Source organism: Amycolatopsis dongchuanensis, from assembly GCF_039542405.1.
Lineage (GTDB): Bacteria > Actinomycetota > Actinomycetes > Mycobacteriales > Pseudonocardiaceae > Amycolatopsis_E > Amycolatopsis_E sacchari.
Genome location: NZ_BAABIB010000011.1, coordinates 1 through 25,060, shown reverse-complemented (window position 1 = coordinate 25,060; position 25,060 = coordinate 1). Strand labels below are relative to the sequence as shown.

Below are 25,060 nucleotides of genomic sequence, written 5' to 3'. Positions count from 1 at the left end.
ATCAGGTATGGGCTTGCAGCCGCAGGAGTGTCGTGGGCGGATTGCCGGGTTTCGCTCCGACACCGACCGGAGTGGAACCAGAGGGGTTGACCTCGACCGAGCTGTGTGTGCCGGCGTCGGTGGTCAACTCCGCGGTGACCTTGTGGCCCTGGCCGGTGGAGACCCCGTCACCATGGATCTCGTACACGGCGGGGACCAGGAGGTTGAGGTAACCGGTGGTTCCCGTGATCTGGAAGCACAACATGCCTTCGCCGTCAGCACCGATGGACTCGGTGGTGTAGACCTGCAACAAGCCCTTGCCCAAACCCTGGCTCGTCCGGCAGTCGGCGAAGATGATGTGACCATCACCCGAGGTCAGCGTGATTCCGTACTGATCCTTGATCTGTGCTGCACCTGGGTAGGAAAAGTCCTCCACCAGTGTCGCCTGTTCGTCCGCCGCCGTGGCGGTCTCCGGCTGCGCGGCTGATGCGGGCCCAGCCACGACGGACAGGGAGATCGCGGCTGCGGCCGCGGCCAGGCCGGTGGCTGCGGCCGCGAGCCATCTCAGTGATAGGCGCACGAACCCTCCTCGTTTTCGATGTAGTTTCGGCACTCGATTCGCGCACGGCCGAAGGCACGCCGTTTGCTGGCCGCAATACGGGGAGCCCCATGCCGTTCGATAGTCGCTGAAGCGACCTTTCACGGTATCGGTGTTCGCCGCGCGAATGTGACATGAAGTTTCAGTGAAGTGATCTTGCTCACGATGGTGGATATTTTCCGACAATCTCGCGGACTTTTCTGATTGATCCACTTGGGTGGGTTTCGAGCCGAGTGTCAGATCGACACGAAATCGAGCTTTTGCCTGCCGTGCTCGCCTGGTATAAACCACTGGCCGTCGGGTTGCTACATGCCCTTCCTGGAGGAGATTGCCGCAGGGTGAACCGGAATCGGGACGGGGAGAGCTCCTTCAGGTTCGATCGCCACGATCATCAAGAACCTGCCTCGTCTCGCGGCCGTCGACCGCTGGCGTTGGTGAATTGTTGACACATTGTCAATTGATGAAACCGAGTGCTGAGCACACCCTGTGATCAGGGGGTGCTCGGCGGGGCTGGACGAGGAGCGAGTGGTAGTTGCGCTTCGGTGAATAGATGTGCTTGCGGAGAACGGGGCTAAGAAATCAGTTCAGAATGAGTTGACGTGTCGACTTTTCCCGCGGTGCAGAACGTTCCAAGATCACGATGTGCGTGAGGAGGTTCTGGCCGACGAGCTGTGGGCGCGCCTGAAATCGTTGGTCCCGGTGCATCCGAGGCGCTTCCGTCATCCGGGTCGCAAGCGTGCCGATGACCGGGCCGCGCCGGAGGGATCCTCTACGTGGTGCGTACCGGTATCGGCAGGAATCGGCTGTCCACCGCCTTGTTCGGTGCCTCGGGCGCCACCTGCTGGCGGCGGTTGACCTCGTGGCACGAGGCCGGCAGCAGCCGCACGAACGGTTGCTCGCCGAGCTGCGCGTGGCCGGCCTGCTGGATCTGCCCGCGGCCCTGGTCGACTCCACCCACCTGCGCGCCCTCACAAGGGGACCAACCGGCCCCAGCCCGGTCGACCGCCGCTAACCCGGCTCCCAGCACCACCTGATCACCGACGCGCACGGCATCCCGCTCGCCGTCACGCTCACCGAAGGTCACCGCAAGGGCGTCACACACTTGATCCCGCTGATCCAAGCCATCCTACCGGCGCCTGGTTCGCGACCACGGCATCATTCCGATGATCGCCGACGCGGTACCGGCCACAACTCAGGTCTGGGCACTATCCGCTGGCCGGTCGAACGCACCTTCGCCTGGCTCAAGGGCTTCCACCGCCTGCGCGTCCGCACCGAATGCCGAGCCGACGTCCGCCAGCCGGCCGAGATCCCGAACGCTTCGGCGCAGGGTGGCGAGGAGCGTGTTGAGCCTGGCACTGAGGTCCTCGTCGAGGTGCCGCTCGGGTTCGTCACCGTCGTCGGCCGGCGGCTGGTCGGGCAGCTCGGCCACCGGGTCCGCTCGGTCGCGCGCAACCAGGCGGTGGGCGTCGGCGATTTTGTCCGAGGCAATCGCGTGCACCAGGTAGCGGAAAGAGCCGCCGCGGTTGTTGGTAGGCGGGCAGCACGGCCGGCACGACCTCCTGGGCGACGTGAGGTAGTCCGGGTCGACAGCGTTCTCGTCGGGTTACAGCAACCGGGCCCTGTCTCCTGGATTGCGACCGGCCTTCGCGAGGTCAGGGCCGCACCTCGATTCGCGATGGGATCGCGTATTGGCCGAGGATGCCCTTCACTTCGGATTCGTCCACTTCGGAGGGAACGGTGACTGTCGCGACGACGGTGCCGTCCTCGATGAGGGCATCGACTTCCACTCCGCGGAACGGGGCGAGCGCCTCGCAGATCGCGCGACGGGTGGCGTCGGCGCGCAGCGCGAGTTTGGACGGCTTGCCGATGTCGGTCATGGGCAGCGCGTCGAGCACGGTGACGGTCTTCGGCACGGCGGTCCGCTCGGGCATGTGGTCGGAGGCCCATTCCAGCAGCTCGTCTTCGGTCGTCTCGGCGCCGGGTGCGAGTGTTACGTAGGCGACCGGGACCTCGCCGGAGTGCGTGTCCGGGCGCCCGACCGCGCCGGCGGCGGTCACGCCGGGGTGGGCCAGCAGGGCGTCCTCGATCATCGCGGGGTCGATGTTGTGGCCTCCGCGGATGATGACGTCCTTGGCGCGACCGGCCAGGTACACGAAGGCGTCCTCGTCGATCCGGGCGAGGTCGCCGGTGTCGAGCCAGCCGTCGGCCAGCTTGCCGAGGCCATCCAGCACATACCCGTGTTCGTCGCGGCCGACGACGTAACCGGCGAACACGGTGGGACCGCTGATGGCCAGTATTCCGGTCTCGCCCGGCGGCAGTTCTTCCCAGGTGCCGGGGCGGAGGACCTTCACCTGCTGGTAGGGCAGGCGCTGGCCGACCGCGTCCGGTCGCGGCGTGTCGGGCAGGCTCGCGGCACTGGCGCAGGTGGCTTCGGTGAGGCCGTAGCCCTCGACCAGCGTGGCGCCGGTGTGGGACTCGAAGCTCTCCCGCACGGCGGCGGGCAGCGGAGCGGCGCCGACCGCCGCGTAGCGCAGGCTGGTGATGTCCGCGTCGACCGGACATTGCGCGAGCACCGCGTACACGGTCGGTACCGCGCTCATCGCGGCGATCCGGTAGTGCTCGACGATCTGCCAGAACTGTCCGTACAGGGCGGGTTCGCGGTAGCCGAGCGGACCGGCCCACACCGCTTGCTGCCCCTTGAACAACGGGGCGAGCAGGGTGACCACCAGCGCGTTGACGTGGAACAGCGGCAGTGCCGCGAAGATGACCGAATCGGCGTCGAGCACCGAGTTCGCCGCGATCGCCCACGCGTTGACGATCTCGTTGGCGTGCGTGTGCGCGGCGAGTTTCGGGATGCCCGTGGTGCCGCCTGTGTGGAACAACGCGGCAAGGTCCGATGCCCGCGGCGGGTCCCCGGCGAACGTGGACGAGTCCATTCCGGACGCGAGTTCGTCGAGATAGCCCACGCGCACACCCTCGATGCCCGGCAACGGAGCTGGCTCGCCGGCCGCGCCGGTCGGGCGTACCACGAGGATCGCGTCCAGCTCAGGAGCCAGTGCTTGTGCCGTTTCCCAGGTGCCACCTGCAAGTTCTGGACCCGCGGTGATCAGGACGCGGGCACCGGAGCGGCGGAGCAGCTCGTGCAGGTAATCGCGGGACAGGCCTCCGTTGAGCGGCGCCGCGATACCGGCCAGCTGTGCGGCCAGGGTCGCCGGTATGAGGTCGGCGCAGTTGGGCGACATCAGCGCGACCGCGTCGCTGCGCCGGATTCCCAGCTCGCGCAGCAGGTTCGCGTAGCGGTGCACGTCGGCGAGCAGGTCAGCGAAGGTGCGTCGCGCGGGTTCGCGCCATCGGGCGGCTTCGGGCAGCACGGTGAGCGCCGTTCGTTCCGGCCACAACGTGGCGGCGCGAGAGAGGAGCGCGTAGGTCGACTCGGGCAACCCTCGGTCGGCGAGCGGGACGGCCTCGATGTCGGGCAGGTCGGTGGGCTGGCGGTAGCGCGGCGGCCACAGGAGGTTCTCGGTCATTCAGGCACCTTCACAGTCTCGTCCTGTTCACCATTCGGGCTTTTCACGGTCGGCAGGACGGAGTTTGTCCCCGGCCGGCGAGCAACGACCTGAGCCGGCTTCCAGTACGGCTGCCAGTGGTCGCGCAGGAACCGGTTCAGCTCCGGCGTCGCCTGCGCGGCCGTGCCGGTGGTGCGCCAGGCGACGTGGCCGTCGGGTCGCACCAGAACCGCGCCGTGCCGGCCGACCTCGAACAGCTCGACGAGCTTCCGCTCCTCGGCCGGGGACGCGGCGGCCAGGCTCACGACGCGCAGTGGAAGCGGGCACTCGGGCGGCAGTGCTTGCTCCCACGCCCGCGCATCCGGTGTGACGAGGGCAAGTCCATCGTGCGGAAGCAAGTCGTGGACCGGGCGCATCGTGCCCTCGTGCCGGACCATGGCGTGCGGGAGGCGGGCGCCGGGACGGGTGGTGGGGCGGTAGGTGACCACGTCGCCACCGGCTGGCGAAGGGGTTTCGGCGTGGATGAGCGGACCGTCGTAGGTGTAGCCGAATTCCAGTCCGGTGGAAACGAAGTGTTCGAGCTGGCCCGGGATGGCGGCGGCGACGCGCGCCCGGATCCTCCGGCCGCGGGCGGTGCTCGCGAGCAGCACTCCGGTGCGCTTGAGCTGGAGCGGTGTGAGGCGGTCGCAGGCCCAGGCCAGCGCACGAGGAGGCACCCGGGACAACAGCGGGTGGGTGAGAGCCTGGGTGGCCCGCCGTACAACGCGGTTGGTGATTCCCACGGGCGCGGTCACCTCGTCGAGACGGAAGTGGTTGGCGACGCTCTGCTCGGCGAAGCGTTCGACGACGGGCCTGCGCTCGGTCTCGTAGGTGTCGAGCAGGGTGTCTTCGGCGCCGCCGCGGAGCACCGCGGCGATCTTCCAGGCGAGGTTGTGGGCGTCCTGCACACCGCTGTTGAGGCCGAAACCGCCGGTGTGCGGGAAACGGTGTGCCGCGTCGCCCGCGAGGAGCAGGCGCCCCTGCCGGAAGACGCGGGCCGTCTGGGAGGTCATGGTCCACGTGCCGGTGGACCGGATGGTGACCTCGGTGCTGCCCAGCACCCGCGGGAGTGTCCTTTCCCAGTAGCGCCGACTGTCCCTGGCGATTTCCTGTTCCGGGTGGAGGTAGGCGGTCATCAGGATGTAGTCGTCGTTCGCGTGGGCGATCATGACGCCGCAGAAGGCGGGCTGGTAGATCCAGCTGAGCAGCGGGCGGACCGTGCCGGGCGGGTGCAGTCCGGGGGCGTGGAAGAAGACGCTGCCCATGTTGGCCAGGACCGGGCCGCGCAGCGGAATGCCCGCGCTGTCCCGGACCACGCTGTTGGCGCCGTCGGCGGCGACCAGGTAGGCGGCATCGAGTGTCTCCGCGGCGGTGCGCACGGCGATCCGGTCGGCGCCGGCCTCGATCGCCGTGACCGCGGTACCGCGGCGGAAGTCGACGAGCGGCTCGCGCTCCAGCGCCGCCCACAGCACGGGCATGAGCTGGTGCTGTCCGATGTGGGTGATCAGGAACGGGCTGTGTGCCTGGACTTCGGCGAGGCGGTCGGGGTCGGACAGCAGGTCGATCTCGCCGAGCGGCTCGGTGAGCCGTGAGCACCAGCGGATGACGTTGACCGTGTCGTTGGGCGGTGCCAGCGCGGTGATCTCCGCGGCCAGCCGGGGTGACGCGTGGTGCCAGATCTCGCGTGAGCGGGCGTTGATGACGTGGGCCGCGGGGTGCATCAGGGGCTGCTCGCGGCGTTCGAGCACCGTGCTGGGAATACCGTGCCGGGCCAGCAGCAGTGCGAGAGTGGTTCCCGTCGGGCCCGCGCCCGCGATCACGACCGGTGCGGTGCGCATCGTCTACAGAGTCCTCCAGGTGATGGCCCGCCTGTTCGCCCGTGGCGTGGTGCCGGGCCGGGTGCCCGCGCCGGGCCGGAGCAGCTCGGCCGGGTCGTCGCCGCGGCGCAGCCGCTCCAGCAGGTAGTCGGGGTCGAACTCGGTGCCGATCGGGTTGGCGGCGAACTTCTCACTGGCGAAGTAGGCGGCAGTGGCCTCGGCGGTGGGGAAGTTGTCCACCTGGAACTCCAGGCGGATGCCGTCGGGGTCCTCGTAGTACAGCGAGGTGGTCGGGCCGTGGTTGATGGCCCAGACCGGACGGATGCCCACCCGCTTGAGTCGCTCGTAGGTGGTGACCAGGCTTTCGAGCGAGGCGAACTGGACGGCGAGGTGGTCGATCCCGTAGACCTTGCGCCGCAGCCGTGCCAGCGGGAAGAGATACCGCAGGATGCGCGGCACCGTGATCAGCGCCAGCCGGTGATGCTCGTGGTCCCAGCTGAGGAAGGCGATCCGCCGGTCCTGGTGCACCACGCGGGCGCCGAAGACCTTGCGGTACCAAGTGATCATCTCCTCGCGGCGGGCGGTCTTGACGACCCAGTGCGCGAGGAAGTCCGGTGCCAAGTCGTTCGCGGGCCTGCTGGTACCGGCTTCCCTGGCGGCTTCCATGAGCGGTCCTTTCAGGATGCGGTGATCGTGGTGCGCTGCCGGCCGAGGTCGACGGAGCCGTCGGGGCTGCGGATGCTCGCGGTCACGACGTCGCCGGGCTGGAGGTAGGGCTTGCGGAGGTTGGTGCGGATGAACGCCCGCCACAGCCTGTCCTCCGGCAGCAAGGCCGTGGCCAGGCGGCGGACCAGCGCCGGCGGGGTGGTCGCGGTGCAGCCGTGAGGGGTGCCGGTGAGCAGCAGGTCTCCGGGACTGAGGTCACAGAATGTGGTCAGCTCGGTGAGGGTCTCGGCGGGCCGGTAGAGCAGGTTGCGGGTGCTGTCGTGCTGGCGGAGCTCGCCGTTGACCTCCAGGCGCAGCTCCAGGTCGTCCAGGAGCGGGAACTCCCCCGGCTCCGGCACCGCGAGGTAGGGCCCGACTGGACAGAACCCGCGGTAGCTCTTGCCCTTGAGGAACTGGCCCTGCGGGAGCTGGACGTCGCGGGCGGAGAGGTCGTTGGCGATGGTGATGCCGAAGACGTACTCGTGGAGGTTCTCGCTCGTGACGGTCTCCGGCTGGGTGACCTGCTTACGCAGCACCAGGGCGAGCTCGATCTCGTGGTCGAGCAGCCGCACGTGGGACGGCCGGGTGACGGGCGCGTCGGGACCGGTGACCGCGGCGTCCGTCTTGTCGAAGAACAGGTTGAAGGGCCGCGCGTCGGGATCCATCCCGGACTCGATCGCGTGCTGCCGGTAGTTGGCGCCCTGGCACAGGACGCGGCAGGGCGTGGTGACCGGGGACAGCAGCTCCACCGACTCGGCCGGCAGCCGGGGAGGGCGATCAACGGCCGACCGCCAGTCGTCGGCGCCGTCACGGATGAGGTCCGCGGTCGAGGCGTAGCTGCCGGCCAGCGGCGACAGGCCACCGTCGGCGACGGCCGCCCACCGGATCTCGTCGGCGAGGCGGTAGCGGGCGAGGTGGATCACCATGCCGACAGTGCAGCGAACACAGCCTTCGCGGCGCTTGGCTCGTGGTGCAAACCGGCCCACCACCGATTGGACCGAAGTCCCAAGGAGTCGTCAGCCCGGGGTGGTCGGCTCGCCCAGCACGAGGTCGCCGAACTCCTCCGCGAGTGCCAGCGCAACCTGGAGTTGCATCCGCCGGACCTCGATCTCCCGGCCCCGCACCTGCTCGGCCCGCTGGATGCGGTACGCGACCGTATTGCGCGCGACGTGCAGCAGCTCAGCCGTCGTGTTCAGGCTTCGTTCCGTGTCGAGGTAGCACTTGAGGGTGGTGCGCAGGGTGGTGGCAGGCTCCCCGGCTCCGGCGAGTCCACCCAGCTCACGGTGCACGAACCGGCAGGCCTCGTCGAGCCGCGTGCTGAGCATGGCGATCAGGTCGAGCTCGGCGTAGTCGAACAGCCACCGGCCGGTGCGGGACAGCATCCCGACCCGGACGGCATCGAGGGCCTGGCCGTGGCTGGACGCGAACCCCTCGGCGCCGGACTCGGGCAGCCCGGCCGCTACCCGGATCCCGGACGGGGGCGTGCCCGTCGACGTCAGTGGCCCCACCGAGGCACCACGGACACTGGACCCCCACGCCCACACCCGTTGCCTGCCGACAGGCAGGATCAAGGTGCCCGTCGCCCCGCCCGCCCGCAGCAGCTGCTCGGCGACCGCTTCCAACCGGCGGGGATCGGCCTGTTCGAGGTCGTCGGCCCACACCACCAACGCGGTGTGCCGGCGGGTGAGGTCGTAGCCCAGGACGCGGTGCGCGTGCTCGGCAGCGACCGGCTTTCCGGCGAGGACCTCCTGCACCAGCTCCATGCGCACGGCGGCCGAACTGGTCACCCAGGCGGCGTGCGCCAGGGAGAACTCACGAGTCATCTCAGCGGACAGCTGGTTGACGATCGCGAACAGCACCTCCGAGACATGCCCCACCACCGCGAACCGGTCGGAAGCAGGCAGGTGTCGTTCAGCCTCGGCCAGGATCTCCCTGACGGCGTAGGCATGACCGAGCTGGACGCTTTGCAGCAGGTGCTCGATACCGACTCCCCGGCCCACCGCCTCCGCAGCGCCCGTGAGCGCTTCCGCCGGCGGCTCCGGCGCGACCTCGACGTTCTCGGCCAGCGCGGCCACGATGCTCAACGCGACGGCCTCACAGCCCTTCCGCAGCTCCTGCACGAGGCCGTCCACGGCAAGCTGCGGGATCTGCGTGGTCATGTGCTCAGCCATGCCCTGGGCGAGTTCGACGGCCCAGGCCACCGGACCCGCGCCGACCCGGTCGGCAAGCCGGTCGACCTGGACCGGGGGCAGCACCGCCCGGGACAGCACATTCCGGCCGCGCGGCGCGAGCTCACGAATCCATCCACTCACGCCGCTCACTGCCCCTCGCCACCTCCGTCCGGGAACGATGCGCAGCGACCACTCCATGCCGCCGGGCGCACCCTCGGTCAACAAGTACAACAGACACCGAACACGGCTCGCGGCTGCTGGTGAAATCTGGTGCCGCGACCCGTGCCACGAATGGGCTGGGAAGGGCGCCCATGCGATCGGGGACGGGGGCGTCCTGCCTGGTTGGCCCCGCAGAGGCGTCGCTGCGTGAGATCGCCGCCAGAGCCGAAACCAGGCTCGCCCTTGGCGACCATGCTCAAGGCGCAGCGCGCTTGCGACAACCGTGGCCGGGACGGCAGGGCTGGCGTCCGGACGGCAGCGAGACCGGTCTGCTGATCGGTCAGCCGGTGCTCGCACCGCCGTCGACGCGCAGGATCTGGCCGGTGATGTGTCCGGCTTCCTGCGAGAGCAGGAAACACACGGCCGCGGCGATGTCCTCGGGCCGGCCCAGCCGCCCGGAGGGTATGCCCGCGAGGTAGCGCTGCTCAGAGGGGGACCCGACGGGATTGCCGGCGCGGAACAGTTCCGTTTCGGTCGGTCCCGGTGCGACGGAGTTGACGGTCACTCCCGTGGTGGCCAGCTCGCCTGCCCAGGCCCGGGTGCAGAAGTCCAGCGCTGCTTTGGCCGCCCCGTAGGCTGTGCGTTCCGGTTTGCCCACGGTGACCAGGCTGGTGATGTTCACGATGCGGCCCCAGCCACGCGCGGTCATGGCGGGCAGGGTGGCCTGGACGACCTGGACGGCGACCCGCACGGTCAGGTCGTAGACCGCATGCAGGTCGTCCAGTTCGACCTCGTGCACATACGCGGGCCGGACCAGTCCGACGTTGTTGACCACGGCGTCGACGGGCCCCTCGGAGAGGACGGCCCGGAGGGCTGTGTCTGTCGCTGCCTGATCGGATAGGTCGACCTCGTGAAACTCCCCGGGGAAGGCGTCGATGGAGTTGCGAGCGAGGCCGATCGGCCGATGGCCCTGCCGGGCCAGGTTTTCGGCCACGGCCAGGCCGATGCCGCGGGAGGCGCCCGTGATGAGCACTCGCCGAGGAGTCATGGCGGTACGGGTCCTTTCTCGTCCCCGTGGGCGGGGCGGTCACGCCCGGAACGCCGGGGGACGGAGTGCACGGGTGCCGACGCCGGCTGGGCATCGGCACCCGTGGTGGTGGGAATTCAGAATCCGGGGAAGAGGGCTTTCAAGTCGGCCAGGGTGACCGCACCACTCACCTGGATCTCGTCCGTGGGCTGGTTGCGGCCGTAGACCAGACGCAGCACAGCCTCCGCTGTGCCCGTGACGGAACCCGCCGGTTCGGCCGGCTCACACGGGTACAGGTGCAGCTCGCCGCTCAGGTCGAGCAGCACGGTCCTGGCCGGGCTGGTCAGGGCGATGGTGAGCTGTGCCGGGGCGAGCCGGCTGAGGGTGTCGGCGGCACGGAAGCGGGTGGCGACCAGATCCAGCCGCTCCCACAACAGGCCCACCTCCGCCGCCGGAATCGTCGCCCCCGGGGTGAGGGCGGCTTCGATGTCCCAGGCGTGGACGGAGTGCTCCGAGAGCCGGTACCCGGCGTAGACGGGAGCGGTGAGCAGTCCGGCGAAGTACGGAACGCGCACCTGCGACTGCTGGGCCGCGTCGAGTGAGTCCAGCAGCCGCAGGTGCCGGGCGTCGGCGGCCAGCCACGCGTCCCGCTGCGCGAGCGGAGGGAGCGTGTTCCACCGCTGCCACACCGGCTCCAGGTCCTCTCGTCTCGGCCCCGTCTCATCGCCGGCGATGCCCCGCTCAAGCAGCCCGGTGCAGATTTCGGCGGCACTGCCGAGATGGGACAACACCTGCGCGATGCTCCACCCACCGGTCATCGATGGCTGCTTCAGCTCCTGCTCGGACAGGGAAGCGACCGTGGCGGCCAGACGCCGGGAGCTCGTGTGGAGGGCTTCCAGCCAGACCGGCAGGCCCTCGGACGCGTCCGCGGGGGAGAGGGTCATCACATCCTCGCTCACTGCTGCTGGTGAGCGAGGTCAGCAGCGGTGAGGCCTTCGAGAGCCATGCCGAGCTGGAGACCTTCGGCCATGCGGCGGCTGACCCGCTGGCGCAGGGTGATGGCGAGGTAGCGCGTGAGCAGCCGCGGCTTGGCGGCCAGCTCCTCGGCGAGCTGCTGGGCGCGGGGCAGGACCTGCTCCAGTGGCAGCACCTCGGCCACCGCGCCCCAGCGCTCGGCCTGCTCGGCGGTGAAGGAGCCCTGGGTGAAGGTCAGGTAGCGGGCACGGTTGAGCCCGAGGGCCTCCTCCCAGGCGATCTGGATCCCGTCACCGGGAACGATGCCGAAGGTCAGGTGGGGGAAGTCGGAGAAGACGGTGGTGTCGGCGGCGATCACGATGTCCGCCAGCAGGGCGTACTCGCTGTGGACGGAGGCGGGACCGTTGACCGCGGCGACGACGGGCATCTCCAGATCGACCAGGCGCTGGAGCACGCGGCGGCCCTCGGCGAGGGTGCGGTCCCACTGGGCCGGCTTGGTGATGTCGCCCAGGCTGGCACCATCGATGTCGGTCATGAACCGGTCGCCGGTGCCGGTCAGCACCAGGACCCGGTTGTCGCGGTCCTCACCGATCTCGTACAGGGCACGAGGGAAGTCGGTGTGCGTCTCGCCGGTGAACGTGGCCGGACCGTCATCGGTGTGGAAACGCAGCGTGAGCACGCCCGACTCCGTGCGGCTCATCGCCAGGTTCTTGAACGCCGTGAAGTAGGACGGGATCTGCTTGGACACGAAAGGCTCCTCAAGTGAATCCGGGGCGGTCACTCCGCCCTGTGCCCAACTCAACTCCTGGACCGGCAGGGTGCATAGCGCCTGGCCAGAGCGCTTCCCGAGGGGTGCTATAAGCGCCGACGATGGCGTTGGGTGCCTTGCCGCCGGACACCGCGACCCAGCAGCTCCACGCGGCCGGCACCTGTGCGGGGCCGAAGGAGCCGAAACGCACTTTCACGGAGAGCTACGCCTCGGTCGTGCGCGCGCGTGGCCCCCCGTCCGCGGCCCGTGATGCGATAGGGGCATGGAAATCCGAGCGATGCGCGCCTTCGTCACGGTGGTGGAGGAGGGCGGCCTGTCGGCGGCGGCACGGCGGCTGCACATCAGCCAGCCCGCCCTGTCCCAGACGGTGAGTGCCCTGGAACGGGAATTCGGTCAGCAGCTATTGGTTCGCTCCTCCACGGGCGTGCGGGCCACGGAAACCGGGGTGACGTTGCTCGCGGAGGCGCGTGCCGTACTCGCCCGCTACGACCAGGCGCTCAAGGTCATGGCTGCGCACACCGGGGGGAGCACAGCCTCGCTCCGGATCGGCATTCCTCTGGAACTGCCCGCCGACCTGCTGTCCAAAGCGCTGCTCGAACTGTCCGTCGCCCATCCGAACACGCGGGTTCAAGCACGGCACCTCTCCACCTCCGCGCAAGTCGCGGAACTGCACAGGGGTGACCTGGAGCTGGGCCTGCTGAGAGAACGCCCTCACGGGCAGGAGTTCGACGCGATGCTGGTCGTCGAGGAGCGCCTGGGCGTTCTGCTCGCAACGGAGCGCGCCGCGGAATTGGCCGGGCCGCACGGCATCCGGCTGGAAGCGCTGCACGCACTCACCTGGATCGGTTTCCCCCGCTCCGGCAGCCCCGCCTGGTATGACGAACTCACCGCCATTCTGCGCAGCCACGGCATCGACCCGGGCCCGCAGGTCCCCGATGGGCAGCCATTGATCGCCGAGGTCAAGCTCGCCTCCGTCAGCGCCGGGCGCGCCTTCACCCTGGCTCCTCCCGGCTGGTCCCAGCCCCTGCCCGACACCGTCACCTGGTTCCCGCTGATCGGTCACCCCATCGTCCGGCGCACCTGGGCCGTGTGGAACGCAGGCTCCCACCGCCGCGATCTCGGCTACCTGGTCGCGGCCCTGGACCGGCCCGCGACGAAAGCAGCGTCCGACGCGACGAGCTGACGAGCGCGGCTCTTTCAGCCGGACGACAGCGGACAGGGCTTCGGCGCGACAAGCACGTCGATGCCACCGTCACCCTGGGAAGGGGACTCGACGCTCAAGCCGGAGGAGCGGCCGGATCTGGAGTCGGAACTGTCGGAGGTCAGGCGAGGTTGCGAAACGGTGAGGCTCGAGACGATTTGTCTGTCGTGTGTTGCTGCTCCAGCAGGTCGGTGTCGAGGTTCTGGTGCCGCGTGCCTTGGCGCAGCTGGAACGTGAATGAGCGAGGAGCGAAGGAGCCGGAGCGAAACCGGAGCGGCGACTGGTCCACAGATGGGCTGAACGTGCTTGAGTCGACTCCAGGTCAGCGAGCTTTTTCGCGTTCTCGTGGTGATCTTGTTTGTCTGTCCACTGTGGTCGGACCGGGGTCGGTGGGAGAAAAATGGGAGAAGATCGTGGTCGCCGTTGACCTGAGCGGCTGGTGTCTCTCCCGGGCCTGGTGTGGTCAATGCGACCCGGTGCGGATCGCGGTTCGCCGGGCCACAGCACGACGCGATAGGGGGCTCAGCACACGGGAAGCGCCGGCCGGTGCGGCGTGGCGACGAGTACACCGGCCGGTGTTCTCACTCGCTCGCCGAGCTGACGACTTTGGCCTCCAGGGCCAGGCAGGCGGGCGTCTCGCCGGTCCACGGCGCCGGTGATGGCCGCGTACGACGCCACCCCGGCGGGCGATATCCGCCGCGCGATCACCAGCGGCGCGATCACCGGCGACAACGACCCTGCCCTCATCGCCGACGGCATGATCGCCGCGGCCGACCGGCCGGAGGCCCCGCTGCGGCTACCGCTGGGCCCGGACTGCTACCAGTACGTGCGGGCCGCGCTGGTAGCCCGCCTCGAGAACCACGAAGCCCACCGGGACATCGCCCTGTCGGTGGCGGCGGACGTCTGAGCGGGTAACCCCCTCGGCGCCCGGTCGTCGAGCCGGCGCCGAGGGTCGGTGCTGCCGTCGGTCCGATGCGCCGCGTCGCGGCCGAACCGTGCGCACCAGCGGCCTGCTGAAACCTGACGGCCCGCTCGACAACACCGCCTGCCGGCAAATCGTCGCTGCGGTCCAGCGACGGCAGTGCGACGCGCGCGAAGGATGCCCGGTCTCGACACCGAGCCCAAAGACACCGAAGGCCCCGTGCCAAACCGAGACGCCTGGTCAAACGTCGGCTTCCCGCCGAAGCTCCCCTGTGCAGACCCCTCGGCGGCTCGTGAAGCACCCGAGCCGCGGTACCCGTCAGCACCGCAGGATGAATGGCGTCCACGACACTCATCCCGGCCGAACTCATTTCGCTGGCTGCCGGTACTTCGCTGCAGTCGGGTTGCCGTGCGCCGTGTGGTCATGGAGGGGCCGACGTTCCGCCGCCGACAGGCGGTGAACGCGAACCGTCCTCAGTGGACCGAGCCCGGTAGTGCAGGCACCGGACGACCACGGTTCAGCCGGCCCTCCGGCCGAGGATCACAGCTGCCACCGCGCCCGCCGCGACAATGCCCGCCAGTGCCAGCAGGCTGTACCACATGCCGTCCGCGAAGGCGGCCCGCGCGGCCTGCGCGAGCGCTCCACCCGCCGGACCGGACCGCTCCGCGACAGCCAGCGCACCGGCGAGCGAACCTTCGGCGGCCTCTCGCGCTCCGGGAGCGAGCATCGCCGTCGCGGGGTGCATGGCACCGGTGTAGCCGGCCGAAAGCACGCTGCCCGCGAGCGCGATCCCCAGTGCCGCGCCGAGTTCCCGCGTCGCGTCGTTGACGGCGGACGCCACGCCGTATTGGCCCGGCGGCACGTTGTCCAGGATCGCGCTGGTGGCTGGAGGTGCCGTCAGGCCGAGCCCGCCGCCCAGCACGCACACCGCGACCGCCAGCTCCGGGTAACCGCTTTCCGCCGTGAGCCGTCCCAGCAGCAGCACCCCGGCGATCACGATCAGGAGCCCGGCGCACGTCAGCGTGCGCAACCCCAGTTTGCGGGCGAAGTACGCCGAGGCCAGCGACAGCGGGAACAGTGAAACCGCGATCGGCCACAGCACCAGCCCGGATTTCAGCGGCGAATACCCCTGCACCAGCTGGAGGTACTGCGCCAGCGCGAACAGCGAGCCGAACGCGGCGGTGAACTGCACGGTGACCGACACCGAACCGGTCGTGAAGGCGGCGTTGGCGAACAGCCGGACGTCCAGCAGCGGCACGTCCTGCCGCGACTCGAACCACGCGAAGACCACGCACAGCAGGAGCCCGGCGGCGATGGTGCCGAGCACCGTCGCGTTGCCCCAGCCCAGGTCCGCCACGCGCAGGATGCCGAACACCAGTGCCCCGACGGCGAGCGCGCTGAGCACGGCGCCGCCGACGTCGAACCGGCGCGGCTCGGCCTCCCTGGAGGTCGGCACCGTCGCGCAGGCGAGCGCCAGTACGAGCGCCAGCACGGCGGGACCGGCGAACACCGAGTGCCACGTGAAATGCTGCAGGAGCAGGCCGGCGAACACCAGCCCGCCCAGGCCGCCGACGCCGGCCACCGCCGCCCAGATGCCGATCGCGCGGCCGCGCCGATCCGGCGGGAAGCTCGCGTTGATGATCGACAGCGTCGCGGGCATGATCATCGCGGCACCCAGCCCGGTCAGCGCCCGCGCGGCGATCAGCCAGGCCGACGACGCGGCGAACAGCGGGGCCGCGCAGCTCACCGCGAAGACGACCAGCCCGATGACGAGCACGCCACGGCGGCCGTTGCGGTCGCCCAGCGCGCCCATCGGCAGCACGAGCGCCGCCAGCACGAGTGTGTAGACGTCGACGATCCAAGTCTGCTGCGCCTGGCTGGCGCCGGTATCGGCGGCCAGCGCGGGCAGTGCGGTGTTGACGATCGTGACCATCGCGATCACCAGCGCCACCGCGGTGCACATGACACCGACCGTCCAGGCCCGGCGTGCCGGGGAGAGCGCGGGAACCTCGACGGAGCCGGTGCTGGGGCCTGCTCGCATGCCACCTCGTTCCGACGGGGAAACGAAACCATCGGTAGCGTAGCAGGACTGGTAGTCTCGTTTCCCGTTGTCGCGCGGGGGAGGGAGGATCGGGAGGTGAGTGCCCGGCAGTTCGCCGACCGGCGTGACCCCCGGCTCGACCGGTCGCGTTCGGCGATCCTCTCCGCGGCCGTCGCCTTGTTGTCGGAGGGTGGTGTGCGGCAGGTGACGATCGAGGCGGTCACGGCGCGCAGTGGTGTCGCGCGGTCCACGCTTTACCGGCACTTCCCGACCAGCGTGGAACTGCTGGCCGCCGCGTTCCAGGAGTTGCTGCCGCCGCTGCGGCTGCCCGATCCGGATGCCACGCCGCGGGATCGGTTGCTGCAGCTCGTGGTTGCTCAGGCTGAGCAGATCGATCAGGCGCCGGCTGTGGCGGCGGTGGTGTGGCTGTCCACGCTCGGTCTGTCGGGTGTGCCGTCTGGTGCTGAGGACCAGTCGCGGCTCGGTGCGTTGCGTGAGCGCGTTGTCGAGCGTTATCGCGGTCCGTTCGAGGCTGTGCTCGCTGAGTGTCTGCCGTCGTCCGGGCGTGACATTGATGTCGCCGCCGCGCAGTTGGTGGGCCCGCTGCTGTTCAACGCGTTGGTCACCGGCAGGCCGAGTGATCGTGGGTTCTGCGTCCGCATCGTGGACGACTTCCTCGCCGGGCGCCGCTGATCAGGGCGCGAAGAAGCCGTCCCAGCACGGTAGTTCCGCCGGGTGGCGCCGTCAGGCCGACCCCGCGCGGTCGCGGTTGACCCCCTTCGAGGCGCACTGCCGCGAAATCCCCATCTCCGCGGCGACATGGGCGATCACCTCACCGACGTCACGCCCCGCACCACCTCGCCGCTCGTCCGCGGCGGAGCAACGTACCCGGCGCACAGCGGGGAAGTCCTGACCGCGACGCGGCGGGAGCGCTACCCTCGCGCGACCTGGATCAGGAGCAGCGGAACTGCTGCCCACCAGCCGCGAAATCGGTGGCGTCGCGATCGCCGACGGCAGCCACAAGAAGGGTCCCGCGAGCACGTCGTCACCGAGGCCTTCCAGCGCTTCGGTCATCCTGTGCGCGGGATCCCGGTGGAGCGGCTGGACCCGGACGAGCGGCTGCTGTTCTCGCCGATGGAGCCGGGCGACGTGCTGCTCTCCCACGCCTTCCTGTGCCACAAGTCCATTCCGAACGTGTCGGTGAACCCGGCCGGCATGCGGATGTCGATGGACACCCGCATCCAGCCCGCCTCCTCGCACCGCGGGTTCAACGCGCTGACCCCCTGGCCGGAGTCGGCGAAGGACAAGTCGAAGGGAATCATGTCGAAGATCACCGGCACCCCCGCTACGGTCGAGTGGCCTGGGGTACTACCGCGTGCGACTCCGACGAACGACTGGATGGGCGGCGCAACGACGAAACGTGAGAGCCTCCCCTTGGTGCCGGGACCCGGCACGACGCGGGAACGCGTGGCGGACGGGAATCCGGCCGCCGCGGGGCTCAGCGGTATCGCCCTCGTGGTGGTACTCACCGGTTACGCACTGTCCATTGTGGACTCGTCCATCGTCAACGTGGCACTGATCTCGATCAGCGACGACCTGCACGGCGGTCCCACCGCGCTTGGGCTGGCCATGACCTACGTGATCACCCAGCCCTGCGTGGACGTCAAGGACCGGGCCTGCATCGACGAATGCCCCGTCGACTGCATCTACGAGGGCGAGCGGGCACTGGTGTGCCCGGTGGAGGCGATCTTCTACGAGGACGACGTGCCGGACGACTGGACGGCGGGCTCGGCGCCGGCGGTGGGTTCGGCACGCAGGCTGTGCCCGATCCAGGGCATCCGCCTGGTTTCCGGAACCCGCCGCGCACAGCCGCAAGCCGCGGAGCCGGGACGGCTGACGGGCGCGCGGCAGAATGGCGGAGTGGGCTCGTTCGACGCCGCCGTCGAGGCGCTGCGGCTGCTGCGGCATGAGGCCTACTACAGCGACCGCGTGGACTGGCCCGTCGTGGAACGCCAGGTGCTGAACCGGGCGAAGGCCGGCGCTCCGCTCGCACACGCGCTCCGATCGGCGTTCCGGGGGCTCGGTGACCGGCACAGCCACCTGCGCGTGCCCCGCGACCGGACGTCGGCGGCGCCGGTGCTGCCGGAAGGACACGCTCTGCGCGGAAACCTCGGGTACCTGCGTCTCCCGCCGATCTCGGTCGGCGATCAGGAAGACGGCAGGACCTACGTGCGCACGGCCTGGGAAGCCCAGCGGTGCCTCGCCGGGGCCGCTGGGTGGGTCCTCGACGTGCGCGGCAACAACGGCGGCACGATCCACCCCATGCTCGCCGCCGCGGGCCCGCTGCTCGGTGCGGACACGTTCCTGTCCTACCGCCGCCGAAGCGGGTGGGGCGCCCGGTTCACCTACCGGCCGGGCGTGTTGCTCGCGTCCGGCAGACCCGTTCTGGAGGTGCCCGGGCCACCGCCCGACGCGAGCGGCAGTCCCGTGGTCGTGCTGCAGGACCGGCGAACGGCCAGCGCCGGCGAAGGGGTGGCCATCGCGTTCCGCGGCCGGGAGGCGGCCCGCAGCTTCGGCACCCCCACCGCCGGTGCTCCGACTGGCACCCTCGCCCACCCGCTCCCCGACGGCTCGACACTGGTCGTCGCCGTGGCCGTGGCCGTGGACCGCCTCAACCGGGAATACGCCGACGCGCTCACTCCGGACGGGCAGAGCGCGCAGCCGTTGCGCCGGGCCATCGCCTGGCTCGCGGATCGGTGACGGGCAACCTGCGGCAGGCCCTGTTGTCGACCTTGCTCAGCGCCGTCAAGGGCAGCCGGTCGACGAAGTCCACGAACGCCGGTTCGTACAGCGCACCGAGCCGCTCCCGCACGAGCCGCCTCAGCCCCCACATGACCATCGGGCCCCGCACCCGGATCTCACCCGGCTTCCCCGCGGCCGCCACGCCGCGCCAGGCGGACGGCGGCGTGCACGAGCCGCTCGCATCGGCTACAGCCAGTCGTGCTCACGGGCGTATCGGGCCGCTTCGTGGCGGGTGCGGGTCTGGGTCTTCTGCATCGCGTTGGACAGGTAGTTGCGGACCGTGCCCTCCGCCAGGTGCAGCTGCCCGGCGATGTCGGCCACCGAAAAACCCTCACGGGTCGCGCGCAGGACGTCCAGCTCGCGGTCGGTCAGCGGGCAGTCGTCGACGACGGCGAGGGCCGAGACGTCCGGGTCGATCCAGCGCTTGCCCGCGTGCAGGGTCTTGATCACCGAGGCGATGTGGGCCGGTTCCGCCGCCTTGCTGACGAAGCCCTGGACGCCGAGCTTCAGCGCCCTGCGGAGCACGCCGGGGCGCGCGTGGCGGGTCAGCATCAGGATCACCTGCTCCGGCCGGGCCCGGCGGATCTCCTCGACCGCGCCGAGCCCGTCCACGCGGGGCATCTCCAGGTCGATGACCAGCACGTCCGGCCCGTGTTCGAGGGTGGCCGCGACCGCCGTTTCGCCGTTGTCGGCCTCGGCCAGCACCGTGATCTCGTCTTCCAGCGGCAGCAGCGCGGCCAGTGCCTTGCGGAGCAGGGCTTCGTCGTCGGCGAGCACCACCGTCGTCATCGTCGGGCCTCCTTCGGTGCGGGGAAGGCCGCCGCGGTGCGGAAACGGCCGCCGGAGTGCGAGACTTCCAGCTCGGCGCCGTGCTCCGCCAAGCGCTGCCGGAGCACCGCGAGCCCGCCGAGCTCGAGGGGGCCGGTGTCCGGGGCGCCGTCGTTGACGATCGCGATCCCGCGCCGGGTGAGCGTGATCCCCACCTGGCGGGCTTCGGCGTGCCGCAGGATGTTGGTCGTCGTCTCGCGCAGCACCTGGCCGAGCAGTTCGCCCGCGGCGGCGTCCACTTCGGACTCGCGCGCGACGCGGACGTGGATCCCCGCGGCCTCGAAGAGGTTCTTGGCGTTCTCCAGCTCGGCGGACAGGTTCAGCCGCCGCTGGGCGTAGGCGAGTTCCCTGGTCTGGACGATGGTTTCGCCGACCAGGTCGTGCACTTCACGCAGTTCCTCGCGCGCCCGATCCGGTTCCCGGTCCAGCAGCTTCTCGGCCAGCGCCACCTTCAGCTTCACCACGTGCAGGGTGTGCCCCTGGATGTCGTGCAGGTCGGACGCGAAGCGCACCCGCTCCCGCGTGACGGCGAGGTCGGCGTCGCGCTCGCGGGACTGTTCGAGCTCCGCGATCAAATCGAAGAAGCGCTGGCTGGCGAACATGAACGCGGTCGAGACCAGCATGGCCGCCGCGGGCACGGCGGCGAACTGGAACAGCCGCCAGCCGATCCGGTCGTCGTGCACGAGGACGTTCGCCGCGCCCAGCCCCGCGATCAGGACCGTCAGCGCGGCCAGCGCGGCGAGCCGTCGGCGGGGCAGCGGCGGGATGAGGTACGACCCGACGATGGACAGCCCGAAGAACGCGGCCGTGTCATCGGTCAGCGACCCGGCAAGCCACACCACCGCGGTGACGACCAGGCTCGGCCGCGCCACGCGGAGGTAGTCACCCGCGGTCCAGCGTTCGGCCGTCGCCAGCGCCGCGAGCAGCCCGACGACCTGGAGGACCACGTGCCACCAGGACCGGGCGGTCACCAGCAGCAGGAACACGCCCACGAGCGCCAGCGGCGGGACGGTCGTGATCAGGTTCAGCCGGCGCAGGCGTTCCTGGACCCTCCCGCCGGTCCAGGACGTCCTGCGTGCGATCGTCGGCACCTCCACCAGCCGAGCGTATCCGGCTGAGCGGGCACCACCAGTGACACCACGTCATGTCTCCGGGTGACGCCACCGCACTGCCGGGCGGCACCGATCCACGCTGGACTTCGGGGCATGTCCACGACACCGGTCATCGACGTCGATCGCCTCACCCTCACCTACGGCGGCTTCCCCGCCGTGAAAGACCTTTCGTTCCAAGTGGAGCGCGGGGAGCTGTACGCCCTGCTCGGCACGAACGGCGCCGGCAAGACCTCGACCCTGGAGACAGTCGAGGGGCACCGCGCGCCCAGCTCGGGCGCCGTGCGGGTGTTCGGAAAGGACCCCCGCGACCGCGCCGCCGTCCGCCCGCGGCTGGGAATCATGCTGCAGGAAAGCGGGTTTTCCGCCGACCTGACCGTGCGCGAGACCGTCGGGCTGGTCGGGCGGCTCACCGGACGGCACGACGACGTCGGGCGCCTGCTCGGCGTGGCCGGCCTCACCCGCAAGGCAGGCACCAAGGTCGGGCAGCTCTCGGGCGGGGAAAAGCGGCGGCTCGACTTCGCCACCGCCGTCTACGGCACGCCCGAGCTGGTCTTCCTCGACGAGCCCACCACCGGCCTCGACATCCAGTCGCGGGACGCGCTCTGGGACGCGGTCGACCGGTTGCGCGAGGACGGCTCGACCGTCGTGCTCACCACGCACTACCTCGAAGAAGCCCAACAGCGCGCCGACCGCGTCGGGCTCATGCACCAGGGCACCCTCCACCGCGAGGGCACCGTCGCCGAGCTGACCAGAACGCTTCCCTCGACCATCCACTTCGGACTCCCGGCCGACGCGCCGTCGCCGCCGCTCCTCGCCACGCGGGGCGTGGACGGCAAGTTCCTCGTCGAGACCTTCGGCCTGCAGAAGGACCTGCACACGCTGCTCGCCTGGGCGCAGGACCAGGCCGTGGAGCTGCTCGACCTGGAGGCCGGGCCGACCCGGCTCGACGACGTCTTCCGAGCCGTCGAAAACTCCTGAGAGGAGCAACCATGTTGACGATCGCTCGCGGCGAGCTGATCCAGCTGTTCCGGAACCGCCTCGTGCTGGTCACCGCCCTGGTGCTGCCGGCAGCGCTCAGCGCGTTCTTCATCGCCCGGCACGACGTCTTCACCGAGGTGGGGAGCCTCGGCTACATCGCGACGCTGACGTTGTTCTTCGTGCTGGGCATCGGCCTCTACACCACGACGGTGACGACGCTGGCCGCCCGGAGGCAGAACCTGTTCCTCAAGCGGCTGCGCTCGACCGCGGCCGGGGACGCCGCGATCCTCGGCGGACTGCTGCTGCCGGTCACCGCGATCGCGGTGGTCCAGATCGCCGTGCTGCTCGCGGTGCTGGCCGTGGTCACCGGGAAGCCGGCGAACGCGCCGCTGCTGGCCGCCGCCGTCGTGGCCACCGTGGTGATGATGCTCGCGCTGGGTCTGGCCACGGCCGGGCTGACGAACTCGCCGGAACACGCGCAGGTGACCACGCTGCCGATCAGCGTCGGCGTGATCGCGGTGGCCGGCTGGGTCGGCCTCACCGGCACCGGCGAGCTGACGCTGCTCAAGCGGCTGCTGCCCGGTGGTTCGGCGGCCGAGCTGGTGCTCGACGCGTGGAACGGCGGGAAACCGGCCGCCGACTCCCTGCTCCTCTTCGCCCCGACCCTGGCCTGGGTCTTCGTCGCGGTCGTGCTGGCGACGCGGCTCTTCCGCTGGGAACCGCGCCGCTGAGCGCGGTGCGAACGAAAGGAATTCCGATGCGCAAAGCCTTGCTGGTGGCCGCGATCGCCGTGCTCGGCGCGACGACCGCCGTGCCCGCGGCCTCCGCCGCACCGAACACAGTGGACTGGGAACCGTGCCCGGCGGGGGCGTTCCCGACGCCGGACCTGCAGTGCACGACCCTGAAAGTCCCGCTGGACTACCGGGAGCCGGGCGGGCGGACGATCGACATCGCCGTGTCGCGCCTGCCGAGCAAGAACCCGGAGAAGCGGCGGGGTGTGCTGTTGACCAATCCGGGCGGCCCCGGCGGCGGTGGTCTGGACTACCCGCAGCTGCTGAAGCTCGTGAAGCTGCCGCAGGACGTGCTCGACTCCTACGACATCATCGGGTTCGACCCGCGCGGGGTCGCGCACAGCACCCCGGTGACGTGCGACCTGACGCCGGAGCAGATCGCGGTCAGCAACCTGCCGTACGCGAACGGCCCGGCCGACGTCGTGAAGCAGGCCGCGCTGGCGAAGCGGGAAGCCGAGCAGTGCGCCGGGTCGAAGACCGGATCGATGCTGCCGTACATCACCACGGCGAACACCGCGCGGGACATGGACCGCATCCGGACAGTGCTGGGCGAGCCGAAGGTGTCGTTCCTGGGCGCGTCCTACGGGACCTACCTGGGCGCGGTCTACACCACGCTGTTCCCCGAGCGCAGCGACCGGATCGTGCTGGACAGCAACCTCGGACCGGGCGGCTACGACATCAACGCGATGCGCGGCTTCGGGCGGGGCATGGAGGACCGGTTCCCCGACTTCGCGGCCTTCGTGGCGAAGCACCCGGAGTACGGGCTCGGTACGACGCCCGCGCAGGTGACGGCCAAGTTCCACGAGCTGGCGGCGCGGCTGGACCGCACCCCGGTCGGGGAGATCACGGGCTCGATCTTCCGCGGCTTGACGTTCGGGGGCCTGTACTCGACGGACCTCACGAAGCTGGCCCAGGACTGGCAAGGGCTCGACGAGGGCCGGGCCCCGGAGCCGCCGGCGGAACCGGTGACGGGGGTGGAGAACCTGCTGGCGTCCCGCTTCGCGGTGATCTGCGGCGACTCGGCGTGGCCGCGCTCGATCGCGAGCTACCAGCTGGACGTCGCGGTCGACCGGATCCGCTACCCGCTGCTGGGCGCGGCGACCGCGAACATCTCGGCGTGCGCGTACTGGGCGCCGCCGGCCGAGCCGCGGGTGCGGATCACCGGCCACGGCCCGGCGAACGTGCTGATGGTGCAGAACCAGCGTGACCCGGGCACGCCGTGGTCCGGAGCCCGCAAGCTGCGCACGGCGTTCGGCGAGCGCGCCCGGATGATCACGATCGACCAGGGCGGGCACGGGGCCTACCTGTTCGGGCCCAACGAGTGCGGGAACTCGCTCGTCACCGAGTACCTGGTGACCGGGAAACGACCGGACGACACCTTCTGCGCCGCGGGAAGCTGACCGTGGGCGGCGGTGCCACTCCGTCCTTGGGGTGGCACCGCGTCTTCGGGTCAGCCGGAGGCGAACCAGGCGAACACTGCGGTGGCCTCCTTCCCGGTCAGCGGTGTTTCCGCAGGCCCGGGAGGACCGCGGTCCTGACGCCGTGGCCGAGATCGCCCGGGTCAGGGTGCCGGTACGGCTCGCCGCGCCGTGATGAATCTATCTCTTGCGAAATAGTCGGTCGACCTACTATTGGTCCCCACCCCCTGACAGCCCGCCACCGGAACGCCCACCAGCGCAGCCTCCTCCGGCAGCAAGGGCAACGGCTTCGCCTTCAGCCGAGGGGCTTGTCGGCGAACGAGACCGCCGAGGCGCACAGGCCCAACGGGACAGTGGGCCGCGCCGCCACCACACCGTCCTCGCGAGGCCAGTGCGCGATCGAGCGAGTCGATCCCGTCCTTTGTGGACTGGTGTTTCCGGCCGCCGCGGCCGAGCGGTTCGTTGAGGTGGGTGTCGGGCCGGTCGAGCATGCGGACGCCGATGGCGGGGATCAACCGCCCGCTTGGACACGAGAATGCAGCGCGGTGACCACTTTCCGCGCCGAGTCGAAGGCGCCGTTCTGCCAGGCGATCCAGTAGGTGAGCCAGTCGCCCGCGAAGTAGACCCGGCCCTGTGGCTGGTTCAACAGCTCGTATTCACCGGTCGTGCGCGACGGCCAGCCGACCCAGCCCGCCTCGAGGTACGGCGTGCGGTGCCAGGCGACCGAGAACGCGTTCGCCAGCCCGGTCCGGTACCTGTCGCCGTGGATCTTCGCCCCCTGCGCGAGCGCACGCTCGACCCGTTGCCCCGGCGTCAGTGATCCATAGGTCCGCGCGTTGCCACCGGTGTTGTAGTAGCCGACGATCGTGCCGCGCTTGCCGTGGAAGCCGTACGAGGGGTACCAGACGTGCGTGAGATCGAGGTCGGTCTCGGTGATCCCGCCGTAGATCCGGTCCTCCTCCTCCCACCAGCGGCTCCGGTACTCGAGACCGATCTTGCCGACAGGTGTCAGCGTCGGTGTCTTGAGCGCGGCGGTCACGGCGTCGCCGAGGTTCGTCGGCACGCGCGCCATGATGTGCGGCGGCAGCGCCGCGACGCAGTAGTCCGCACTGATCGTGCGCTCGCCGGTGGCGTCGCGATAGGCGACCTCGACGCCGTTCGCTCGGTTCGTCACGCGGGTGACCTCCGCGCCGAGGCGGACCTTGTGCGTGCCGATCGCGCG

The 25,060-nt window shown here is 70.3% G+C and carries 22 protein-coding genes and 2 pseudogenes; 9 read left to right on the top strand and 15 right to left on the bottom strand.

All coding sequences use genetic code 11. The features are described from left to right. Position 1: 1 nt before the first annotated feature. Positions 2–559, bottom strand: coding sequence for a hypothetical protein (locus ABFX51_RS02200; RefSeq protein WP_346051727.1), 558 nt, complete (start codon positions 557–559; stop codon positions 2–4). 660 nt (positions 560–1,219) lie between these two features. On the opposite strand from ABFX51_RS02200, the pseudogene ABFX51_RS02195 reads away from it, so the two are divergent. After that, positions 1,220–1,868 (top strand): annotated as a pseudogene (locus ABFX51_RS02195) (transposase); the annotation flags it as partial. On the opposite strand, the gene ABFX51_RS39565 reads toward ABFX51_RS02195, so the two are convergent. From ABFX51_RS39565 to ABFX51_RS02150, 9 genes are all read right to left on the bottom strand, one after another. Next, positions 1,770–2,075, bottom strand: a complete 306-nt coding sequence (locus tag ABFX51_RS39565; RefSeq protein WP_428832430.1) for a hypothetical protein — start codon at positions 2,073–2,075, stop codon at positions 1,770–1,772. The pseudogene ABFX51_RS02195 and the gene ABFX51_RS39565 overlap by 99 nt on opposite strands. 154 nt (positions 2,076–2,229) lie before the next feature. After that, a complete protein-coding gene (locus tag ABFX51_RS02185; protein ID WP_346051725.1) occupies positions 2,230–4,104 on the bottom strand; it encodes an acyl-CoA synthetase in 1,875 nt (624 codons plus the stop codon). Continuing rightward, positions 4,101–5,960 (bottom strand): FAD-dependent monooxygenase, encoded by a 1,860-nt coding sequence (locus ABFX51_RS02180; protein WP_346051722.1) that lies wholly within the window; start codon positions 5,958–5,960, stop codon positions 4,101–4,103. Before ABFX51_RS02180 ends, ABFX51_RS02185 begins: the two co-directional genes overlap by 4 nt. Positions 5,961–5,963: 3 nt before the next feature. Beyond that, positions 5,964–6,605 carry a VOC family protein gene (locus ABFX51_RS02175; RefSeq protein WP_346051721.1) on the bottom strand — a complete coding sequence of 214 codons (642 nt, stop codon included), beginning with the start codon at positions 6,603–6,605 and terminating at the stop codon, positions 5,964–5,966. 11 nt (positions 6,606–6,616) lie between these two features. Further along, a complete protein-coding gene (locus tag ABFX51_RS02170) occupies positions 6,617–7,570 on the bottom strand; it encodes a fumarylacetoacetate hydrolase family protein (RefSeq protein WP_346051719.1) in 954 nt (317 codons plus the stop codon). 90 nt (positions 7,571–7,660) lie between these two features. Further along, positions 7,661–8,956: a PucR family transcriptional regulator gene (locus ABFX51_RS02165; RefSeq protein WP_346051717.1), complete on the bottom strand. Its 1,296-nt coding sequence runs from the start codon at positions 8,954–8,956 to the stop codon at positions 7,661–7,663. Between the two features lie 358 nt (positions 8,957–9,314). Next, entirely contained in the window at positions 9,315–10,022 is a 708-nt protein-coding gene (locus ABFX51_RS02160; RefSeq protein ID WP_346051715.1) for an SDR family oxidoreductase, read from the bottom strand. A 116-nt stretch (positions 10,023–10,138) separates the two neighbouring features. Beyond that, a complete protein-coding gene (locus ABFX51_RS02155) occupies positions 10,139–10,945 on the bottom strand; it encodes a maleylpyruvate isomerase family mycothiol-dependent enzyme (RefSeq protein ID WP_346051713.1) in 807 nt (268 codons plus the stop codon). A gap of 11 nt (positions 10,946–10,956) precedes the next feature. Continuing rightward, positions 10,957–11,724: an enoyl-CoA hydratase/isomerase family protein gene (locus ABFX51_RS02150; protein ID WP_346051711.1), complete on the bottom strand. Its 768-nt coding sequence runs from the start codon at positions 11,722–11,724 to the stop codon at positions 10,957–10,959. Between the two features lie 283 nt (positions 11,725–12,007). Between ABFX51_RS02150 and ABFX51_RS02145 the strand changes: the two genes are divergently transcribed. Both ABFX51_RS02145 and ABFX51_RS02140 read left to right on the top strand, forming a co-directional pair. Further along, entirely contained in the window at positions 12,008–12,928 is a 921-nt protein-coding gene (locus tag ABFX51_RS02145; protein ID WP_346051709.1) for a LysR family transcriptional regulator, read from the top strand. A 676-nt stretch (positions 12,929–13,604) separates the two neighbouring features. Then, positions 13,605–13,853 (top strand): Rossmann-fold NAD(P)-binding domain-containing protein, encoded by a 249-nt coding sequence (locus tag ABFX51_RS02140; RefSeq protein WP_346051708.1) that lies wholly within the window; start codon positions 13,605–13,607, stop codon positions 13,851–13,853. Positions 13,854–14,385: 532 nt separating this feature from the next. Here ABFX51_RS02140 and ABFX51_RS02135 read toward each other — a convergent pair. Continuing rightward, complete coding sequence (locus tag ABFX51_RS02135; protein ID WP_346051706.1) at positions 14,386–15,909, bottom strand: MFS transporter; 1,524 nt, start codon at positions 15,907–15,909, stop codon at positions 14,386–14,388. A gap of 96 nt (positions 15,910–16,005) precedes the next feature. Between ABFX51_RS02135 and ABFX51_RS02130 the strand changes: the two genes are divergently transcribed. Beyond that, the gene (locus ABFX51_RS02130) at positions 16,006–16,602 is read left to right on the top strand and encodes a TetR/AcrR family transcriptional regulator (RefSeq protein ID WP_346051704.1); all 597 of its coding nucleotides are present in this window, start codon (positions 16,006–16,008) and stop codon (positions 16,600–16,602) included. Positions 16,603–16,653: 51 nt separating this feature from the next. On the opposite strand, the gene ABFX51_RS02125 is transcribed toward ABFX51_RS02130, so the two are convergent. After that, positions 16,654–16,983, bottom strand: a complete 330-nt coding sequence (locus tag ABFX51_RS02125; protein WP_346051702.1) for a hypothetical protein — start codon at positions 16,981–16,983, stop codon at positions 16,654–16,656. 555 nt (positions 16,984–17,538) lie between these two features. Between ABFX51_RS02125 and ABFX51_RS02120 the strand changes: the two are divergent. Together ABFX51_RS02120 and ABFX51_RS02115 are read left to right on the top strand one after the other, a co-directional pair. Continuing rightward, positions 17,539–17,691, top strand: a pseudogene (locus ABFX51_RS02120) (ferredoxin); the annotation flags it as partial. After that, positions 17,674–18,669 (top strand): S41 family peptidase, encoded by a 996-nt coding sequence (locus ABFX51_RS02115; RefSeq protein ID WP_346051735.1) that lies wholly within the window; start codon positions 17,674–17,676, stop codon positions 18,667–18,669. The pseudogene ABFX51_RS02120 and the gene ABFX51_RS02115, both read left to right, overlap by 18 nt. Positions 18,670–18,897: 228 nt before the next feature. Here ABFX51_RS02115 and ABFX51_RS02110 read toward each other — a convergent pair whose 3' ends face one another. Together ABFX51_RS02110 and ABFX51_RS02105 are read right to left on the bottom strand one after the other, a co-directional pair. Beyond that, positions 18,898–19,500 (bottom strand): response regulator, encoded by a 603-nt coding sequence (locus tag ABFX51_RS02110; RefSeq protein WP_346051700.1) that lies wholly within the window; start codon positions 19,498–19,500, stop codon positions 18,898–18,900. Then, positions 19,497–20,636, bottom strand: a complete 1,140-nt coding sequence (locus tag ABFX51_RS02105) for a sensor histidine kinase (RefSeq protein WP_346051699.1) — start codon at positions 20,634–20,636, stop codon at positions 19,497–19,499. The genes ABFX51_RS02110 and ABFX51_RS02105 overlap by 4 nt, the downstream gene beginning before the upstream one ends. Before the next feature lie 108 nt (positions 20,637–20,744). On the opposite strand from ABFX51_RS02105, the gene ABFX51_RS02100 reads away from it, so the two are divergent. Genes ABFX51_RS02100 through ABFX51_RS02090 form a run of 3 tightly spaced genes read left to right on the top strand, consistent with a single transcriptional unit; the run spans position 20,745 to position 23,820 of the window. Further along, entirely contained in the window at positions 20,745–21,629 is an 885-nt protein-coding gene (locus tag ABFX51_RS02100; protein ID WP_346051697.1) for an ABC transporter ATP-binding protein, read from the top strand. Between the two features lie 11 nt (positions 21,630–21,640). Further along, positions 21,641–22,360 (top strand): ABC transporter permease, encoded by a 720-nt coding sequence (locus ABFX51_RS02095; RefSeq protein ID WP_346051695.1) that lies wholly within the window; start codon positions 21,641–21,643, stop codon positions 22,358–22,360. A 26-nt stretch (positions 22,361–22,386) separates the two neighbouring features. Further along, positions 22,387–23,820 (top strand): alpha/beta hydrolase, encoded by a 1,434-nt coding sequence (locus ABFX51_RS02090; protein ID WP_346051694.1) that lies wholly within the window; start codon positions 22,387–22,389, stop codon positions 23,818–23,820. A 529-nt stretch (positions 23,821–24,349) separates the two neighbouring features. Here the strand turns inward: ABFX51_RS02090 and ABFX51_RS02085 are convergent. Further along, positions 24,350–25,060, bottom strand: a 711-nt coding sequence (locus tag ABFX51_RS02085; protein WP_346051692.1) for a flavin monoamine oxidase family protein, incomplete at its 5' end; no start/stop codon positions are given.